General features: G+C 61.9%; 16 protein-coding genes. 11 read left to right on the top strand and 5 right to left on the bottom strand.

The window, feature by feature from the left end:
• Positions 1-54 precede the first annotated feature (54 nt).
• From JAB6_RS19170 to JAB6_RS19140, 7 genes are all read left to right on the top strand, one after another.
• The gene (locus JAB6_RS19170; protein ID WP_051992010.1) at positions 55-459 is read left to right on the top strand and encodes a DUF4398 domain-containing protein; all 405 of its coding nucleotides are present in this window, start codon (positions 55-57) and stop codon (positions 457-459) included.
• A 26-nt stretch (positions 460-485) separates the two neighbouring features.
• Positions 486-1,385, top strand: coding sequence for an OmpA family protein (locus JAB6_RS19165; protein ID WP_034758945.1), 900 nt, complete (start codon positions 486-488; stop codon positions 1,383-1,385).
• Positions 1,386-1,469: 84 nt separating this feature from the next.
• The gene (locus tag JAB6_RS19160; protein WP_070304102.1) at positions 1,470-2,006 is read left to right on the top strand and encodes a bacterioferritin; all 537 of its coding nucleotides are present in this window, start codon (positions 1,470-1,472) and stop codon (positions 2,004-2,006) included.
• Positions 2,007-2,064: 58 nt separating this feature from the next.
• Positions 2,065-2,367, top strand: coding sequence for a YqjD family protein (locus tag JAB6_RS19155; protein WP_034758939.1), 303 nt, complete (start codon positions 2,065-2,067; stop codon positions 2,365-2,367).
• Positions 2,368-2,385: 18 nt separating this feature from the next.
• Positions 2,386-2,772, top strand: coding sequence for a phage holin family protein (locus JAB6_RS19150; protein ID WP_034758936.1), 387 nt, complete (start codon positions 2,386-2,388; stop codon positions 2,770-2,772).
• 21 nt (positions 2,773-2,793) lie between these two features.
• Complete coding sequence (locus JAB6_RS19145; RefSeq protein ID WP_034758933.1) at positions 2,794-3,132, top strand: hypothetical protein; 339 nt, start codon at positions 2,794-2,796, stop codon at positions 3,130-3,132.
• A gap of 136 nt (positions 3,133-3,268) precedes the next feature.
• Positions 3,269-4,423, top strand: a complete 1,155-nt coding sequence (locus JAB6_RS19140) for a patatin-like phospholipase family protein (RefSeq protein WP_034758929.1) — start codon at positions 3,269-3,271, stop codon at positions 4,421-4,423.
• Positions 4,424-4,505: 82 nt separating this feature from the next.
• Here JAB6_RS19140 and JAB6_RS19135 read toward each other — a convergent pair whose 3' ends face one another.
• Genes JAB6_RS19135 through JAB6_RS19125 form a run of 3 tightly spaced genes read right to left on the bottom strand, consistent with a single transcriptional unit; the run spans position 4,506 to position 5,512 of the window.
• Positions 4,506-4,808, bottom strand: a complete 303-nt coding sequence (locus tag JAB6_RS19135; RefSeq protein WP_034758925.1) for a hypothetical protein — start codon at positions 4,806-4,808, stop codon at positions 4,506-4,508.
• Positions 4,809-4,852: 44 nt separating this feature from the next.
• Positions 4,853-5,005 (bottom strand): DUF3309 family protein, encoded by a 153-nt coding sequence (locus tag JAB6_RS19130; protein ID WP_010396415.1) that lies wholly within the window; start codon positions 5,003-5,005, stop codon positions 4,853-4,855.
• Positions 5,006-5,065: 60 nt separating this feature from the next.
• Entirely contained in the window at positions 5,066-5,512 is a 447-nt protein-coding gene (locus JAB6_RS19125; protein ID WP_034758920.1) for a glycine zipper 2TM domain-containing protein, read from the bottom strand.
• A gap of 269 nt (positions 5,513-5,781) precedes the next feature.
• Here JAB6_RS19125 and JAB6_RS19120 point away from each other — a divergent pair, with 269 nt between their 5' ends.
• From JAB6_RS19120 to JAB6_RS19110, 3 genes are all read left to right on the top strand, one after another.
• Positions 5,782-6,336, top strand: a complete 555-nt coding sequence (locus JAB6_RS19120) for a hypothetical protein (RefSeq protein ID WP_034758917.1) — start codon at positions 5,782-5,784, stop codon at positions 6,334-6,336.
• An 82-nt stretch (positions 6,337-6,418) separates the two neighbouring features.
• Positions 6,419-6,730: a BON domain-containing protein gene (locus JAB6_RS19115; RefSeq protein ID WP_034758914.1), complete on the top strand. Its 312-nt coding sequence runs from the start codon at positions 6,419-6,421 to the stop codon at positions 6,728-6,730.
• 177 nt (positions 6,731-6,907) lie between these two features.
• Positions 6,908-8,002: an AI-2E family transporter gene (locus JAB6_RS19110; RefSeq protein ID WP_070304154.1), complete on the top strand. Its 1,095-nt coding sequence runs from the start codon at positions 6,908-6,910 to the stop codon at positions 8,000-8,002.
• Positions 8,003-8,059: 57 nt separating this feature from the next.
• On the opposite strand, the gene JAB6_RS19105 is transcribed toward JAB6_RS19110, so the two are convergent.
• Positions 8,060-9,007, bottom strand: coding sequence for a YihY/virulence factor BrkB family protein (locus JAB6_RS19105; RefSeq protein WP_070304101.1), 948 nt, complete (start codon positions 9,005-9,007; stop codon positions 8,060-8,062).
• A 72-nt stretch (positions 9,008-9,079) separates the two neighbouring features.
• Complete coding sequence (locus tag JAB6_RS19100) at positions 9,080-10,108, bottom strand: OmpA family protein (protein ID WP_070304100.1); 1,029 nt, start codon at positions 10,106-10,108, stop codon at positions 9,080-9,082.
• A gap of 470 nt (positions 10,109-10,578) precedes the next feature.
• Between JAB6_RS19100 and JAB6_RS19095 the strand changes: the two genes are divergently transcribed.
• On the top strand, positions 10,579-16,323 hold the full coding sequence (locus JAB6_RS19095) for an alpha-2-macroglobulin (RefSeq protein WP_254671688.1): 5,745 nt from the start codon (positions 10,579-10,581) through the stop codon (positions 16,321-16,323).
• Positions 16,324-16,325 lie beyond the last annotated feature (2 nt).

Below are 16,325 nucleotides of genomic sequence, written 5' to 3'. Positions count from 1 at the left end.
TCCAGATGCACCGACGTATGAACCTTACTGCTTACATTCTCCAGGAGAAGAAAAATGACAAACCGAGATTTCAAGATGTCCCCGTTGGCCGCCTTGGCCGCTTGCGCCACCGCCGTTGTGCTGATGACGGGCTGTTCCAGTCTGAAAACGCCAGCCACGGCCGACGTCGCCGTGTCGCGCGCCGCCGTCGATAACGCCGCCAGCGCTGGCGCCGCCGACCTGGCGCCCGATGAAATGCGTTCGGCCCGCGAAAAAATGCGCATGGCCAACCAGGCGCTGAAAGACCGCGACTACAAGACGGCGCGCGACCTGGCCGACCAGGCGCAAGCCGATGCCAAGCTGGCGCAAAGCAAGGCCAACTCGGCCAAGGCCACCAGCGCCGCCGACGAGATCAACGAGAACATCCGCGTCATGCGCGAAGAGCTCGACCGCGCCAATCAGCAAGCCCCAAAACAATAACTAATAACAATAACTAGGACCCCATCATGAAAAAAGCTACTTACACCACCATTCCCGGCCTGCTGGCCATGGCCGCCTTTGTCGCCGCCTGCAGCTCCGCACCGACCACCACCAGCCTGCTCGACCAGACCCGCGGCGACTACATGGCGGCGCAATCGAACCCGATCGTGTCGACCTATGCGCCACGCGAATTCCGCGAAGCGAGCGCTGCGCTGGAAGCGGCGAACGCGGCCGCCACGCGCCAGGAAGATAGCGAAAAAGTCGACAAGCTGGCCTACCTGGCCAAGCAAAAGATAGCCACGGCGCAAGAAGTCGCCAAGCAGAAAGCTGCGGAAGCCGATATCGCCAACGCCGGCAAGCAGCGCGATCAACTGCGCCTCGATGCGCGCACGCAGCAGGCTGACCAGGCCACGGCGCGCGCCCAGTCGGCGCAGGCCGATGCGGAAGCGGCCAAGGCCCAGGCACAAGCTGCCGAAGCGTCGGCCCGCGATGCGCAAGCCCGCGCCGCCGGACTCGAGGCGCAGCTGGCCGACCTGGCCGCCAAGAAAACCGAACGCGGCATGGTGATCACCTTGGGCGACGTGCTGTTTGGCACGGACAAGGCGAATCTGACGGCCGATGGCGCGAATACGGCGCGCAAGCTGGCTGATGTGCTGAAAAACAACCCGCAGCGCACCGTGCTGATCGAAGGCTTCACGGATAGCACGGGCGGCTCCGCGCACAACCTGGAATTGTCGCAACGCCGCGCCGAATCCGTGCGCAATGCGCTGCTGGAGCAAGGCATCAGCCGCGACCGCATCGCCACCAAAGGCTATGGCGCCGCCTATCCGGCCGCCGGCAATGACACGGCGGCAAACCGCCAACTGAATCGCCGGGTGGAAATCGTCTTGTCCGAGGACAACACGGCGATTCCCGCCCGCCGTTAAACGCCTTGGGGCGTTGTAAGCCAAAGGCAGCACCGGCCGCAACCTGGCCGGTGGATACCCACGCAAGTATTGAAAGGAAGCATCATGACACCAACATCTGTTGAGATTCCAGCTGGCATCGATACGGCGGCCATCCGCGCTGCCGCGAAAAACCTGGACGACGGCGCCGTGACGGCCGGCTACCAGGCCGACCGCGAGGAGTTGATTACCTTGTTGAATGGCGCGCTGGCCACCGAGCTGGTGTGTATCGCACGCTATAAACGCCATTACTACACCGTGAGCGGACGCGACAATGGCAGCATCAAGGCCGAGTTCCTCGAGCATGCGCAGCAGGAGCAGGAACATGCGGACTGGTTGGCCGAACGCATCGTGCAATTGAATGGCAAGCCAGATTTTAATCCTGCAACATTGCTTGCGCGTAGCCATGCCGAGTATGATGACTCCGAAGACGTGCAGAGCATGGTGCGTGCCAATTTGATCGCGGAACGGGTAGCGATCGAGTCGTATCGCCAGATGATCGTGAAAATCGGCGACAAAGACCCGACCACACGCCATTTGTTGATCAAAATCATGGCTGTTGAAGAAGAGCACGCCGATGATATGCGCGATCTAATGGAATAGTGTTTTTGAGTAAAGTAGGTATAGTAACTACATTCATCCACAGCTAAGGAGCTAAACCATGTTGGAAAATAATATCACCACCGTTAATAACGATGTCAAAACCCTGGTCAAGGATGCACAAGCCCTGTTCAGCGCCGCTGCCGCTCTGACCGGCGAAAAAGCCGATGAAGTGCGCATCAAGGGCATGAAAACCCTGGACGCCGCCCTGGCCAAGGCGCATGAAGCGCAAGCGTCGGCCATCGTCGCCACCAAGCAGATGGCTGCCCAGGCAGACGGCTATGTCAAGGAAAACCCATGGCGCACGGTGGCCGTTGCCGCTGGCGTCGGCGTGCTGGTCGGCTTCATCCTGGGCCGCAAGTAATCCACTGTCAGGAGCGATATGGACAAGTCTGCTTCGTCTCACCAGGGGCCGGGATTGATCGGCTCGGTCGCCGGCCTGGCCAAAAACGCCGTCGGACTGATGTTGTCGCGGCTGGAACTGGCCACCATCGAGCTGTCGGAAGTGCGCAATCACATGCTGCAGCTGATTGTCATTTTCGCGCTGGCGACGGTGGCGGGCTTGTTTGCCATCGCTTACGGCAGCGTGCTGATCGTTTTCCTCGCCTGGGATAGCCTGGGCTGGAAGATCCTGGCGATCATGACGGTCGTGTTCGTACTGCTGGCCATCGCGCTGGTCATGTATGCGCGCGCCATGCTGCGTCAAGGAAAGCTGTCGATGCCGGCCACCATGGCGGAATTGAAGGCCGACCGCGACATGCTGATGTAAGCTGCCTCACGAGGAGAATTCATGTCGGAAACCGACAAACTGGCGGCGCAAGCCGCCCGCAAGCGCCTCCTGATCGCCCAGGGCGAAATGTACCGCGTGGGCATCGTGCATGCGCGCGCCAACGTGGGCTATGCATTGCGTCCCGAGTCGATGCTGCAGGGCGTGGTCGAGACGGCGGTCGGCTTTGCCGGCCACCGCGTCGAGTCCCTGCTGGCGCCGGGCGGCATGCGGCTGCAAGGCGCCATGCCCTACGTGCTGACGGCGCTATCGTTTATCGGACGCAAGAAGCTGGTCAAGCCGGCCCTGGTCCTCGTGGCCGTTGCCGCCGTTGCCGCCAGCTGGCTGCGCCGCAAGCGCTGAACGCCAGCCGTGTTGCACAGGAACGCCGTCATTGACGGCGTTTTTTTTGCCTGCACCCAAGGTCCGGCGCGCATACACGCAATCCCTTACAATGATTCACGCCGCATTCCGCGCGGCGGACAGAGGGGCCATCTTGATGACGCATTCGAAGACACCGATCAATCAGTTAAATCCCTCGCGCCTGCGCATCGTGCTGGTGCTGCAGGGCGGCGGCGCACTGGGCGCCTACCAGGCCGGCGTCTATCACGCGCTGCACGAACATGGCCTGGCGCCCGACTGGGTGGTGGGCACCTCGATCGGCGCCATCAATGCCGCCATTCTGGCCGGCAACAAGCACGAAGACCGGCTCGTGCGCCTGAAACAGTTCTGGCAGCGCGTGGCGCACCGCGACAGCATCGACATGAACCTGGTCTCCGACCAGCAGCGCCGCTCGAACATCTGGCTGGCCACGCTCGATACGGTGCTGCGCGGCGTGCCCGGCTTCTTCAAGCCGCGCACCTTCAGCCTGTTTCCTGCCGGAATCGCTGTCAAGCCGGAAGAGGCCAGTTTTTATGACACCAGCGAGCTGGCCAGCACCCTCGAGGAACTGGTCGACTTCGATTACCTGAACGAGCCCGGCGGCATGCGCCTGACGGTCAACGCCCTGCGCGTCAAATGCGGCAGCCTCACCAGCTTCGACAGCCAGCAGCAGGCCCTGACGGCCGATCATATCCGCGCCAGCGGCGCTTTGCCGCCCGGCTTTGCCGGCGTGCGCATCGATGGCGATTTATACTGGGATGGCGGCCTGTACTCGAATACGCCGCTGGAAACCGTGCTCGACGACACGCCCCACGTCGACACCCTGGTCTTCATGGTGGACCTGTGGAGCTCGGAAGGGCCGGAACCGACCACCCTCGATGAAGTGCAGACGCGGCAAAAGGATGTCACCTTCGCCTCGCGCTCGAAGCGGCATATCGCCGATTATGTGAACACGCACACTTTGCAGCGCAAATTGCGCGAACTGTACGCCGGTCTGCCCGACACCAAGCACAACCGCCAGCAGACGGAAGAACTGGTGGCGCTCGGTTGCGACAGCACCATGCACATCGTGCGCCTGCCGTATGCGGGGCGCGACTGGCACATGGCGGCCAAGGATATCAATTTCTCCAAGGGCTCCATCGAGTGGCGCTGGGAGCAGGGCTACCAGGATGGCCTGCGCGCGATCAAGGCGGCCGGCTGGCTGGCTTTTGTCACGGAAGACACGCCGCTCGTGGTGCATGAACTGCCACCCTACGAACGCGACGCTGCTTAGTGACGCCTGTCAAAACCTGCTGCGCGTCGGTTTTGCCAGGCGTTGCAAGAGTACAGAGCAAGAGTACGGCAGCATTGCTGCATCACTGCGTATGCGCCACTGCGCGCAGTTTTTCCGCATTCGCCATGTCTTGCCGGTACGTGTCTTGTGCATCCTTCAGGCAGGTGGCGCGCGCGGCGGACGGTTCCGTACGGCAGGCTTTTTTGGCCTCGGCCAGGGCGGCGGCGATTTCCTTGCGCAGGGTGCGCAGCTGGGCTTGCGCCGTGCTGTCTTCCTGGTACCAGCGTTGCGGGTCTCCCGGCTGCGGCGTGGCTGTCTGGGCCAGTGCCAGCGGCGCCAGGCTGCAGGCGAACAGGGTCGCCAAGAGTGTGTTGTGGATAGTCATGATATTTCCTCCTTGAAATAAAAAAGGCGCCGTAGCGCCTTTTTTTACAACCTGCCTGTCAGTAATAGCAGGATCAGTATCACTACGACCAGGCCGGCGATGCCGCTGGGGCCGTAACCCCAGTTGCGGCTATGCGGCCAGGTGGGCAGGACGCCGACCAGGGCCAGGATCAAGATGATCAGAATGATGGTGCCCATGGTATCTCCTTGTTTGGTGCATGGTCCGGCGCAGGCTTGCTGGCAAGCCCGGCCAGTGGATTAATAGCGGTAGACGCGGCCGTCAACGACGCGCACGCGGTTGCCCGGGCGCAAATCATTGGCGTTGTCTTGCACCACGGTACGGTATTCGCCGTTGTCGAGACGCACGCTGATCTGATAAGCCTGTGCCTGCTGCTTGCGGCCTTCGACCTGGTTGCCCACGACGCCGCCGGCGACGGCGCCCGCCACGGTAGCGGCCGTGCGCCCGCTGCCCGAACCGATGGTATTGCCCAGCAGGGCACCGGCGATACCGCCGACCACGGCGCCGGCGCCGCTGGTTTGGCCGCCACCCTGTACGATCTGGATGGAATCGACGGTGCCGTACATGGCGGACTCAGGCTGGTTGGCCGGGTAATACTGTTGTGACTGGGAAGGGCCGGTGGCACAACCGCTCAGTACGGCGGTGGCGGCGAGCATCAGTGCGGCCAAGGTGGCGTTGGTTTTCATTTTATTCTCCTGACGAGGTGAGGGTGTAGTGCCATCTTAGTCATGCCCCCGTCCCGGGTCTGTACGCTGCCGCACGTAGTTATTTGCTGCCAAAAATGGTATTTTTTACCGTAGCGATCCACCAAAACGTTGTTATTTCTCCCTGTATCCCTTCCGCTTTCAAAATAAATTACTTGTGTACGGCAGCGTACAGAAGAGCGGCGACTATCCACGTAAAACGGTAGTCATGCCAAGCAGACATGTTTGGTACCACCAGGGAGAAATACAATATGAACAAGAATAAGCTTTTCACCGCCATCGTCGTCAGCCTTGCATGCGCCGCCTGGGGCGGCCAGGCAGTGGCCGCCACGCCGGAAGCAAAAGCAGCCTACAAGGCGGCCAATGAACAGGCGGCCCTGAACTACAAGCTGGCGCATGCCGAGTGCGAAAAAATCACGGGCAACCCGAAGGATGTCTGCATCGCCGAAGCGAAGGCCGTGCGTACCTACGATGAAGCCGTGGCCCAGGCGCAATATACGAATACCCTGCGCGCCTACACCAAGGCCCGCATCAAGATTGCCGATGCCAATTATGACGTCGACCTGGCGCGCTGCAATGCGGTGACGGGCAACGACAAGGATGTCTGCGTCAAGCTGGCCAAGTCCACCAAGGTGGCGGCCCTGGCCGACGCCAAGGCGGACAAGAAAGTCATCGAAGCGCGCAGCGATGCGCGTGAAGCAAAGAGAAAAGCCGAGTACAAGGTCGCGACAGAAAAATGCGATGCATTAGCCGGCGCAGCCAAGGATGACTGTATCAAGGCTGCAAAAACCCAGTTCGGCTACTGAGCTCCATCCGGCGCGCAGTCACCACACTGGTATAAGAAGCTCATTGTGAGCACATTGATTGACCACTCCTAAGGAAAAAACCATGAAATTCACTAAATCTATCGCTACTGGCCTTTTCGTCGCTTCCCTGTTCGCCGTTGCAGGCTGCGCTTCGACCCCAACCAAGGAAGGCACGGGCGAGTACATCGACGACGCCGCGATCACCACCAAAGTGAAAGCCAGCATCTTCAATGAGCCTACCCTGAAATCGACGGAAATCAACGTTGAAACCTTCAAGGGCGTGGTTCAGCTGAGCGGCTTCGTTGCCCAGCCAGCCGATGCCGCCAAAGCGGGTGAAGTTGCCCGTGGCGTCAAGGGCGTGAAGTCGGTGAAAAACGACATCCGCGTCAAGTAATGGCCTGACCCGCCGCAGCGGCCAGCCCCACGGCTGGCGCTGCGGCCCACCACCGACCGTCGCGGGAATCGCATGCATATCCAGCCTTCAGATACCCCGCCCGAGCCGGTGGCGGCTGCCTCCACCGAGCCTGCCGGGCCACCTCCCGGCACGCCCGTGGAGCACTTGGACGCATCCTTGCGTTTGCCGCTGCATGTCAATGCGCGTGGCATGGCGCTGGGCATCATCGCCACCGTCAGCTTCATTTATGCGCTGCAGTGGGCACAGAAATTCCTCATTCCCGTCATCTTCGGCATTTTCATTGCCTACACCCTCAATCCCGTCGTCGCCTGGCTGGAAAAGCTGCGCCTGCCGCGCGCCATCGGCACCACGGTCGTCACGGCCCTGATCCTGTTCGGCTCCATCGTTGTGGTCGAGCGCGTGCAGGGCGAATTCGAATCCATCGTTGAAGAGTTGCCAGCCGCCACTCATAAACTGTCGCGCCTGATCGCCGCCAATACGGGTGGCAAGAACAGCACCTTCCAGAAGATGCAGGCCGTGGCCAATGAGATCGAGCAAGTGGCCGCCGGCGCCGAAGCGCGCCGCAACAACCGCCGCGCCGCGGCAGCGTCCGAAGGCCCCAATTTCAAGATCATGGACTGGGTCTGGGCAGGCTCGCTGGGCCTGGTGGGCTTTGTCAGCCAGGCCACGATGGTCATCTTCCTCGTGTTTTTCCTGCTGCTGTCGGGCGACACCTTCAAGCGCAAGCTCGTCAAGCTGACGGGACCGTCGCTGAGCCGCAAGAAGGTCACCGTGCACATCCTGGAAGACATCAATACCTCGATCCAGAACTATATGTTCATGCTGCTCGTCACGAATGGCTTGCTGGCCGTCCTGATGTGGATCGCCCTGCGCGTGATCGGCCTGGAAAACGCGGGCGCCTGGGCCATCGTGGCCGGCTTGCTGCACATCATGCCGTACTTCGGCCCCTTGCTCATCACCATCGCCACGGGGCTCGTCGCCTTTTTGCAGTTCGAATCGCTGGAAATGGTCTTGCTGGTGACGGGCACGTCGATGGCCATCGCTACCCTGGTCGGCACTTTTGTCACCACGTGGATGACGGGGCGCATCGCCCGCATGAACCCCACGGCCGTCTTCATCAGCCTGCTGTTCTGGGGCTGGCTGTGGGGCGTCTGGGGCTTGCTGCTGGGCGTACCCATCATCGTCATCGTGAAGGTCGTGGCCGAGCGCGTGCAGGGCATGGAAGTGGTAGCCGAATTGCTGGGCGAGTAAGTTGAGGCTGGATAAGAAAAACGGCGCCCGCGGGCGCCGTTGTTGCGTGCAGACTGCCTACGACTGATGGCGTTTCAATATCTTCACTTGCAGGTCGCCGTCATCCGTCTTCGGCATATCCTTCATGCTGCCCAGTTGCAGGGCGAACTGGCGCGTGAATTCGGCGCCCAGGAAGAAGATTTGTGCCGAGTAATATACCCACAGCAGCAGCGCCACCAGCGAGCCGGCCGCGCCATAGCTGCTGGCCACGCCGCTATTGCCGATATACACGCCAATCGCATATTTCCCTAGTGAAAACATGAAAGCCGTGCCGATGGCGCCGATCAGCACGTCGCGCCAGGACAGGCGCACGCGCGGCAGCATTTTATAGATGACGGCAAACAGGCTGGCGATGACGGCAAAGCCGATCAGGTTCGACAGGATGGTAAACAGCACGGCCGTGTCTTTCCACACGCCCTCCCAGAAGTTGGCGAGGATGGCCATGGCCGCGTTGACCACCAGCGATACCATCAGCAGGAAGGCCAGCACCAGCACCAGGCCGAACGACAGCAAGCGCGTGCGCAGCATGTCCCAGGCGCCCGCTTCCTTCAAGGGCGGCACTTGCCAGATTTCATCGAGGCTCGCTTTCAGCTCGGCAAACACGCTGGTGGCGCCAAACAGCAGCAGGGCGCTGGCGATGAGGGTGGCGATGCGGCCCTGTTCATGGTTCTTCGCGCCGGCCAGCACGAGCTGGATGGCTTCGGCGCCCTGCGTGCCCAGCAAGCCCTGCAGTTGCCCCATCAGCTCGCCGCGCGCGGCGGCCGGGCCATAGAAAAAGCCGGCGATGGCGATCACCAGCACGAGGATGGGGGCGATGGAAAACAGGGTGTAATAGGCGAGGGCGGCCCCCTTGCTCGAGGCGCGGTGTTCCAGCCATTCAGTGACGGAACAGAAGAGGACACTGCGCATCTGCTTGCTGAACGGCGCCAGGCTGGCCAGTTTGGGATAGCGGGTAGAGAAATTCATGGTGGCTTTCAATGCAAAAAGGGGCGCGAGCCCCTTTTTTTTTAATTCACAAGTGGCGTACCACTGTTCAGCTTACTGCACGCGGCGTTCGATGGTGATTTGCTCCACTTCAACGCGGCGGTTTGGTTCCAGGCACTTGATCAGGTCGGCACGTTTCTTGTTGTTGCACGTGACGACAGGATTCGTGGAGCCCTTGCCTTCGGCCGTCAGGCGGTTGGCGGCGACACCGTGGGCGACCAGGTATTCCTTGACTGCATCAGCGCGCTGCTGCGACAGTTTCAGGTTGTACTTGGGCGAACCGATGCGGTCGGCATAACCACTGATGACGACGTTGTTGACGTCCGGTGCTGCCGTCAGCACGCGTGCGATTTCGTCGAGCTTGGTCTGTGTCGGACCCAGCTTGGCGCTGTCGAACGCGAACAGTTCCGTTGCCGACATCGTCACTTTTTCAAAGCGTGCTGGTGGCGGTGGCGGCGGTGGCGGCGGCACGACCACGACCACTTCTTCACGCACTGGCGGCGGTGGCGGTGGTGGCGGCGGTGCTGGCGGTTTGTTGAACGCGTAATTCAGGCCCACGGTGACGTAGTAGTTGTTGGCCTTGCTGCTCGGGTCGAACGTGTTGCCGCGCAGGAAACCGTGGACGTTGCGCACGTCAGCCTGGACGGACAGTTGATCGGTGATGCTGGACTGGAAACCCAGGCCCACGCTGGCGTATGGCGAGCTCTTGCTGCGCTCACCGAAGGCGAAGCTGGTGTCCTTGTCGCGTTGCATACCGGCACCGACCAGCAGGAAGGGACGGAAGGCTTTGCGCGAGAACATGTACAAGCCGTCTACGCCCAGCGTATTTTGCTGGTAGCGCTGACCGCCATCCTTGGAACGTGCATACGTGGTGCCCAGCTGGATATCCCAGTCCTGGGAAACAGGCTTACCGAAGCGCAAGCCTGCGCCATAGCCGGTTTTATCCGTGGCGAAGTCGGAATCTGGCTTGAGTGCGTTGATGCTAGGTTGAATATACCAGGAGGGATTGATTTCCTGGGCCTGTGCGCCGAGGGCAGAGCACAGGACTGCGGCGGCAACGGCGATTTTTTTTAGATTATTCACAAGTAACTCCCAACGTTGATAAGAGATTTTCTCTACGGCATCAAAACGACATCTTGCTACACGTGCTATTGCTAGAGATCGACCACACTTCCAGGTGCGTTTTCTTGCGATAAATGCACTGCTGTTGGACTAGAGAATACGGTTGCAGGTTCAGGTGGTCGGTGCGCTGGCGCACAAAGCATTGTGGTATATCAATGGTGTTGCAGATTCACGACAATGACTTTGCTGTTGAAAAAAACTAATTTGCTAGGTAAAACTTTTACAAGCACGCCACTTCCTGGCGCCGCGGCAAGAGGCAATCGTACGACTTGTCACCTGCATGCCACTGTATATTAGCAACAATGATGAGCTTGATAACTAATATTACATTGATGTTGTATTCCTGCCGCGTTCCGTTGCTTTTCCAGGCTTCCGCCAAGCAACTTTTCGCGCTGCAGCCAGCTCCGCCACTTTTCATCAAGGAGTCACCCGTGCCTGACCTGCCCCGTATTTTTTCTTCCCCGCTGACCGGCAAACTGGGGACCTTGTGCCTGCTGCTGTCGCTGGGCTCGGCGACGCCGGCCTGGGCCGATAGCGGCGTATCCGTGTTTTCACCGAGCGGCACGGTCAAGGCCGTACGCCAGGTACGGGCGCAGTTCGCCACGCCGATGGTGCCGTTCGGCGACATGGGCTTGCCCGCGCCGTTCGCCATCGATTGCGGCAAGGCCGAGCCTGGCGTCGTGGCGGGCGCGGGGCGCTGGGCCGACGAGCGCAACTGGAACTTCGATTTCGAGCGCGACTTGCCGGCCGGCGTGGCCTGCAGCTTCACCTTGAAGCCGGGGCTGAAGGACCAGGCGGGCCAGGCCTTGCGGGGGACGACGTCCTACCGTTTCACCACGGGCGGCCCGGCCATCGTCGAGGCCGTACCGTATGACGGCCAGCCGTACATCGATGAAAACCAGATCTTCGTGCTGGGCCTGGACGCCGCGCCGAACGAGGCCAGCGTGGCCGCGAATGCGTATTGCCGCGCCGATGGCATCAATGAAAAGATTCCTGTGCGCCTGTTCAAAGGCAAGGAACTGGAGCAGGTATTGACCCTGCGTAAGAGCTTTCTCGACCGCTACCTGACCGTGTATTTCAAACAGCGGGGCGTCGTATGGAAAGCGGGCATGCCCGTGGCCAGCAAGGGCGCGCCGCCGTTGCCCGTCACCGTGCTGCAATGCAAGCGCAGCTTCCCCGCCAACGCCAAGGTGTCGCTCGTGTGGGGCGAGGGCATCGCCAGCGCCAGCGGCATCGCCACGGAGAAAGCGCAAACCCTGCAGTTCAAGACGCGTCCCGACTTCACGGCCAAATTCAGCTGCGAGCGCAGCAACCCGAAGGAGCAATGCATACCCTTCCTGCCCATGCGCGTGCAGTTTTCCGCGCCCGTGAAAGCATCGCTGGTGCGCGCCATGACCTTGAAGGGCGGCGGCAAGACGTATGTACCGACGATTTCAAAAGAGGAAGAAAAGGCGGAATTCCTGTACAGCGCCGCCTTCAACGGCCCCTTCCCCGTGCAAGCGAGTTTTGTCTTGAGCCTGCCGCCGAAGCTGACGGATGACGCGGGCCGCGCCTTGCTCAATCGCGCGCGCTTCCCCATGACGGTGCGCACGGGCGAACAGCCGCCGCTGCTCAAATTCCCGGCCCCGTTCGGCATCATCGAAGCGAAGGGCGACGGCTTGCTGCCCGTGACGGTGCGCAATATCGAACCCGTGCTGTCGGGCAAGGAAGTCGCCCAGCCATCCGCAGCCGCCACGGGAGCCACCTTGCGCGTGCCCGACAATGACGACAAGTTCATCATCGAGTGGATGCAGCGCCTGGCCGGCAACGGCGACGGGGGCGAATACTGGCAGCCGTACGCGCAATATGCGGGCAACATGAGCAAATCCGTCTTGGCGGGCGCGGCCGGCACGCGTCCTATCAGCCTGCCGCGTCCCGATGGCAAGAAAACTTTTGAAGTGATCGGCATTCCGCTGCAAAAACCGGGTTTTTACGTGGTCGAACTGGCCAGCCCCATCCTTGGCAAAGTGCTGCTGGGCAAACCGACGACGGCCTATATCCGTACGGCCGCGCTGGTGACGAATCTGGCGGCCCACTTCAAGCATGGCGCGCAATCGTCGCTCGTGTGGGTGACGTCGCTCGACAAGGGCGCGCCTGTTGCGAAGGCGCAAGTGGCCGTGCGCGACTGCGCCGGCAAGCTGCTGTGGCAAGGGGCCACGGGTGCGGACGGCGTGGCGCACATTCCCGGCGAACTGGCCAATTCCAGCTGCAAGAACAATGGCCGCTACTTTATCAGCGCGCGCAGCGGCGGCGACATGACGTTCACCCTGTCGGACTGGGTGGGCGGCATCGAAGCGTGGCGTTTCAATTTGCCCACGGACGACACGCGCGCCGACAACACCTTGCTGGCGACGGTATTTGACCGCACATTGCTGCGCGCCAGTGAAACCGTGCACATGAAGCATTTCATCCGCAAGCACACGGGCGAAGGCATGAGCCTGGTCGACAAGAACAACGGCCCCGGCAGCGCCACCTCCGTCGTCATCACGCACCAGGGCAGCGACCAGAACTATCAATTGCCGCTGCGCTGGTCCGCCAGCGGCACGGCGGAAAGCGACTGGGTCATCCCCGCCGACGCCAAGCAGGGCGAGTACAGCGTGACGATGGCGGGCCGACCATCCGGCAGTTTCCGCGTGGAAGCGTTCCGCGTGCCGACCATGAAAGCCGTGCTGCAGGGGCCGAAAGCGCCCGCCGTGCAGGCCAGGCAGCTGGCCCTCGATGCGCAAATCACGTATCTGGCCGGCGGCGCGGCCACCAACGCGCCCGTCAAGCTGCGCACGGTGCTGCAAGACAAGAGCGTGACGTTTGCCGATTATCCCGATTTCAGTTTCAGCAATGGCGACGTGAAGGAAGGTCTTGTGAAACAGGGCACCGGCTACGACGACGATGAGGGCGGGTGGCAGGACGAGGGCAATGGCGGGCATGCCGGTGCAGGCGCGGCGGCCGCGCGCACGCAAAGTTTGACCCTGGACAAGGCGGGCGGCGCGCGTATCGTTATCGACCAGCTGCCGCAGCTGTCCACGCCGCGCGACCTGGTGGCGGAAATGGCGTTCCAGGATGCGAATGGCGAGACGGCTTCCGTTGCCACGCGCGTCCCGCTGTGGCCATCAAACTATCTGATCGGCATCAAGCCTGATGCCTGGGCCTTGAGCAAGGATGCCTTCAAGTTCACCGTGGCCGTGCTCGGCACCAATGGCAAGCCCGTGGCGAATGCCCCGGTCGCCGTCGATTTCTTCCAGCGCAACAGCTATTCGCACCGCCGTCGGCTGATTGGCGGCTTCTATGCATATGAAAACAGCAGCGAAGTGGTTAAGCTGGGCCCGGCGTGCTCGGGCAAGACGGATGGCAAGGGCCTGTTGATGTGCGACGTGAAGGCGCCCGCCAGCGGTAATCTTGTCCTGCGTGCCAGCACGCAGGACAGTGCCGGCAACTCGGCGGTCGCCAACCGCGAAACGTGGGTGGCCGGCAGCGGCGACTGGTGGTTCAACGCCAGCGACAATGACCGCATCGATGTGCTGCCTGAAAAGAAACGCTATGAACCGGGCCAGGAAGCGAGCTTGCAAGTACGCATGCCGTTCCGTTCGGGCACTGCGCTGATCACGGTCGAGCGCGAAGGCATCCTCGACACCTATGTACGCCAGCTCAATGGCCGGGAACCCGTGGTAAATATCCCTGTCAAACCAAACTACGCGCCGAATGTGTATGTGTCCGTGTTTGTCGTGCGGGGCAGGGTGGACGGCGTGCAGCCGACGGCGCTGGTTGACCTGGGCAAGCCGGCCTACAAGATGGGCATTGCACCGCTGAACGTGGGGTGGCAGGCGCATGAACTGAACGTGATGGTGGTGTCCGACAAGGAGGTGTACAAGACGCGTGACAAGGCGGAGGTGTCCGTGCGCGTGCGCCGCGCCGACGGTAAACCGTTGCCAGTCGGCGCCGAAGTGGCGCTGGCGGCCGTCGATACGGGCTTGCTGGAACTGATGCCCAACGATAGCTGGAAATTGCTCGACACCATGATGGCGCAGCGCAGCCTGCAGGTGGAAACGGCGACGGCGCAGATGCAGGTGATCGGCAAGCGCCACTTCGGCCGCAAGGCCTTCCCGGCCGGCGGTGGCGGCGGCAAGGGCGCCAGCCGCGAGCTGTTCGATACCCTGCTGTTCTGGAAGGGCACGGTCAAGCTCGACGCCAAGGGCGAAGCGACCGTGCAAGTGCCGCTCAACGATTCATTGACGGCGTTTCGCATCGTCGCCATCGCCAGCGCCGGCAAGGAACTGTTCGGCACGGGCAGCACGGACATCCGCAGCTCGCAAGACTTGATCCTGATGTCGGGCTTGCCGACCCTCGTGCGCGAAGGCGACCAGTTGCGCGCCGGTTTCACCGTGCGCAACACCTCAGCCGCGTCCTTGAGCGTGGACCTGAACGCCAGCGCGGCGGGCAAGGCCTTGCCACGCCAGAGCTTGACCTTGGCGGCGGGCGAAGCGCGCGAAGTAGGCTGGGATTACCAGGTGCCGCTCGGTGCGCAGCAGATTGTGTGGGAGATCGGCGCCAAGGCAGGTAGCCATACCGATAAACTGAAAATCACGCAAAAGGTGGGCCAGGCCACGCCCGTACGCACGTACCAGGCCACTTTGCAGCAAGTCGACAAGCCCATCAATCTGCCCGTGCAAATGCCGGCCGGCGCCTTGCCGGGCCGGGGTGGTATCCAGACCAGCTTTGTCGCCAAGCTCGGCGGTGAGCTGCCAGGTGTGCGCGAGTACATGGCCGCGTATCCGTACACCTGCTTCGAGCAAAACACGTCGAAGGCCATCGCGCTGCAAGACCAAGAGGCGTGGAACAAGCTGGCCGCCAGCCTGCCCGCCTACCTGGATGGCGACGGCATGCTGAAATACTTCCCCATCATGGAACAAGGCAGCGACAGCTTGACGGCCTACGTGTTGTCGGCAACGAAAGAAGCGGGCTATGCGATTCCCGAACAGACGAAAAACCGCATGGAAGCGGCTTTGACGGCCTTCGTACAGGGCCGCATCGTGCGCCGTTCCGCGCTGGATACGACGGACCTGGCCGTGCGCAAGCTCGCCGCACTGGAAGCGTTGTCGCGTTCGAACAAAGTGCCGCCCGATGCGCTGGAAAGCATCAGCATCAACCCGAACCTGTGGCCGACTTCGGCCGTGATCGACTGGAGCCTGTTGCTGCAGCGCACGCCAAACCTGGCACGCCGCGATGCGCTGCTGGCCGAGGCGCAGCAGATTTTGCGTTCGCGCCTGAATTTCCAGGGCACGACCATGGGCTTTTCCACCGAGCGCAAGGATAACTGGTGGTGGCTGATGGTCTCGGGCGACGTCAACGCCAACCGCCTGCTGCTGGCCGTGATGGACAACCCGGCGTGGAAAGACGACATCGGCCGCCTCGTGCGCGGCAGCATGGGCCGCCAGAAGAAGGGCCGCTGGGATACGACGGTAGCCAACGCCTGGGGCACCCTGGCCATTAACAAGTTCTCGGCCAAGTTCGAATCCACACCGGTGACGGGCGCCAGCGCAGTCAAGCTGGGCGGCGATACGCAAGCGCTCGTGTGGAACGGCGCGGCGAAAGTGGGCCCCGTGCTGCAAGCGTGGCCGAAGGGCACGGACACCCTGGGCCTGGCACACAGCGGCACGGGCAAACCGTGGGCCACCGTGCAAAGCCTGGCGGCCATCCCGCTCAAGGCGCCCGTGTCCAGCGGCTACACGATCAAGAAAACCGTTACGCCGGTGGAACAGAAGACGGCGGGCGCATGGTCGCGCGGCGACGTCTACCGCGTGCGCCTGGACTTGTCGGCGCGGGCGGACATGAGCTGGGTCGTGGTCGACGACCCGATTCCCGCCAGTGCCACCGTGCTGGGCAATGGCCTGGGCCGTGATTCGCAGCTGATGACGGCCGGCGAAAAGTCCACGGGCTGGGTCTGGCCCACGTTCGAGGAACGCGCGTTCGACGCCTTCCGCGCGTATTACGCGTTCGTGCCGAAGGGCAGCTGGAGCGTGGAATACACGGTGCGCCTGAACAATGCCGGCGACTTCAGCCTGCCGGCCACGCGCATCGAAGCCATGTATTCGCCCGAAATGTTTGGCGAGTCGCCGAACGTGAATGTGAAGGTGGGGCAGTGAAA

The sequence above is a fragment of the Janthinobacterium sp. HH104 genome, assembly GCF_001758715.1.
Classification (GTDB): domain Bacteria; phylum Pseudomonadota; class Gammaproteobacteria; order Burkholderiales; family Burkholderiaceae_D; genus Janthinobacterium; species Janthinobacterium aestuarii.
Note: the sequence above shows the minus strand (reverse complement) of the source record. Positions and strands in the feature narration are given on the sequence as shown.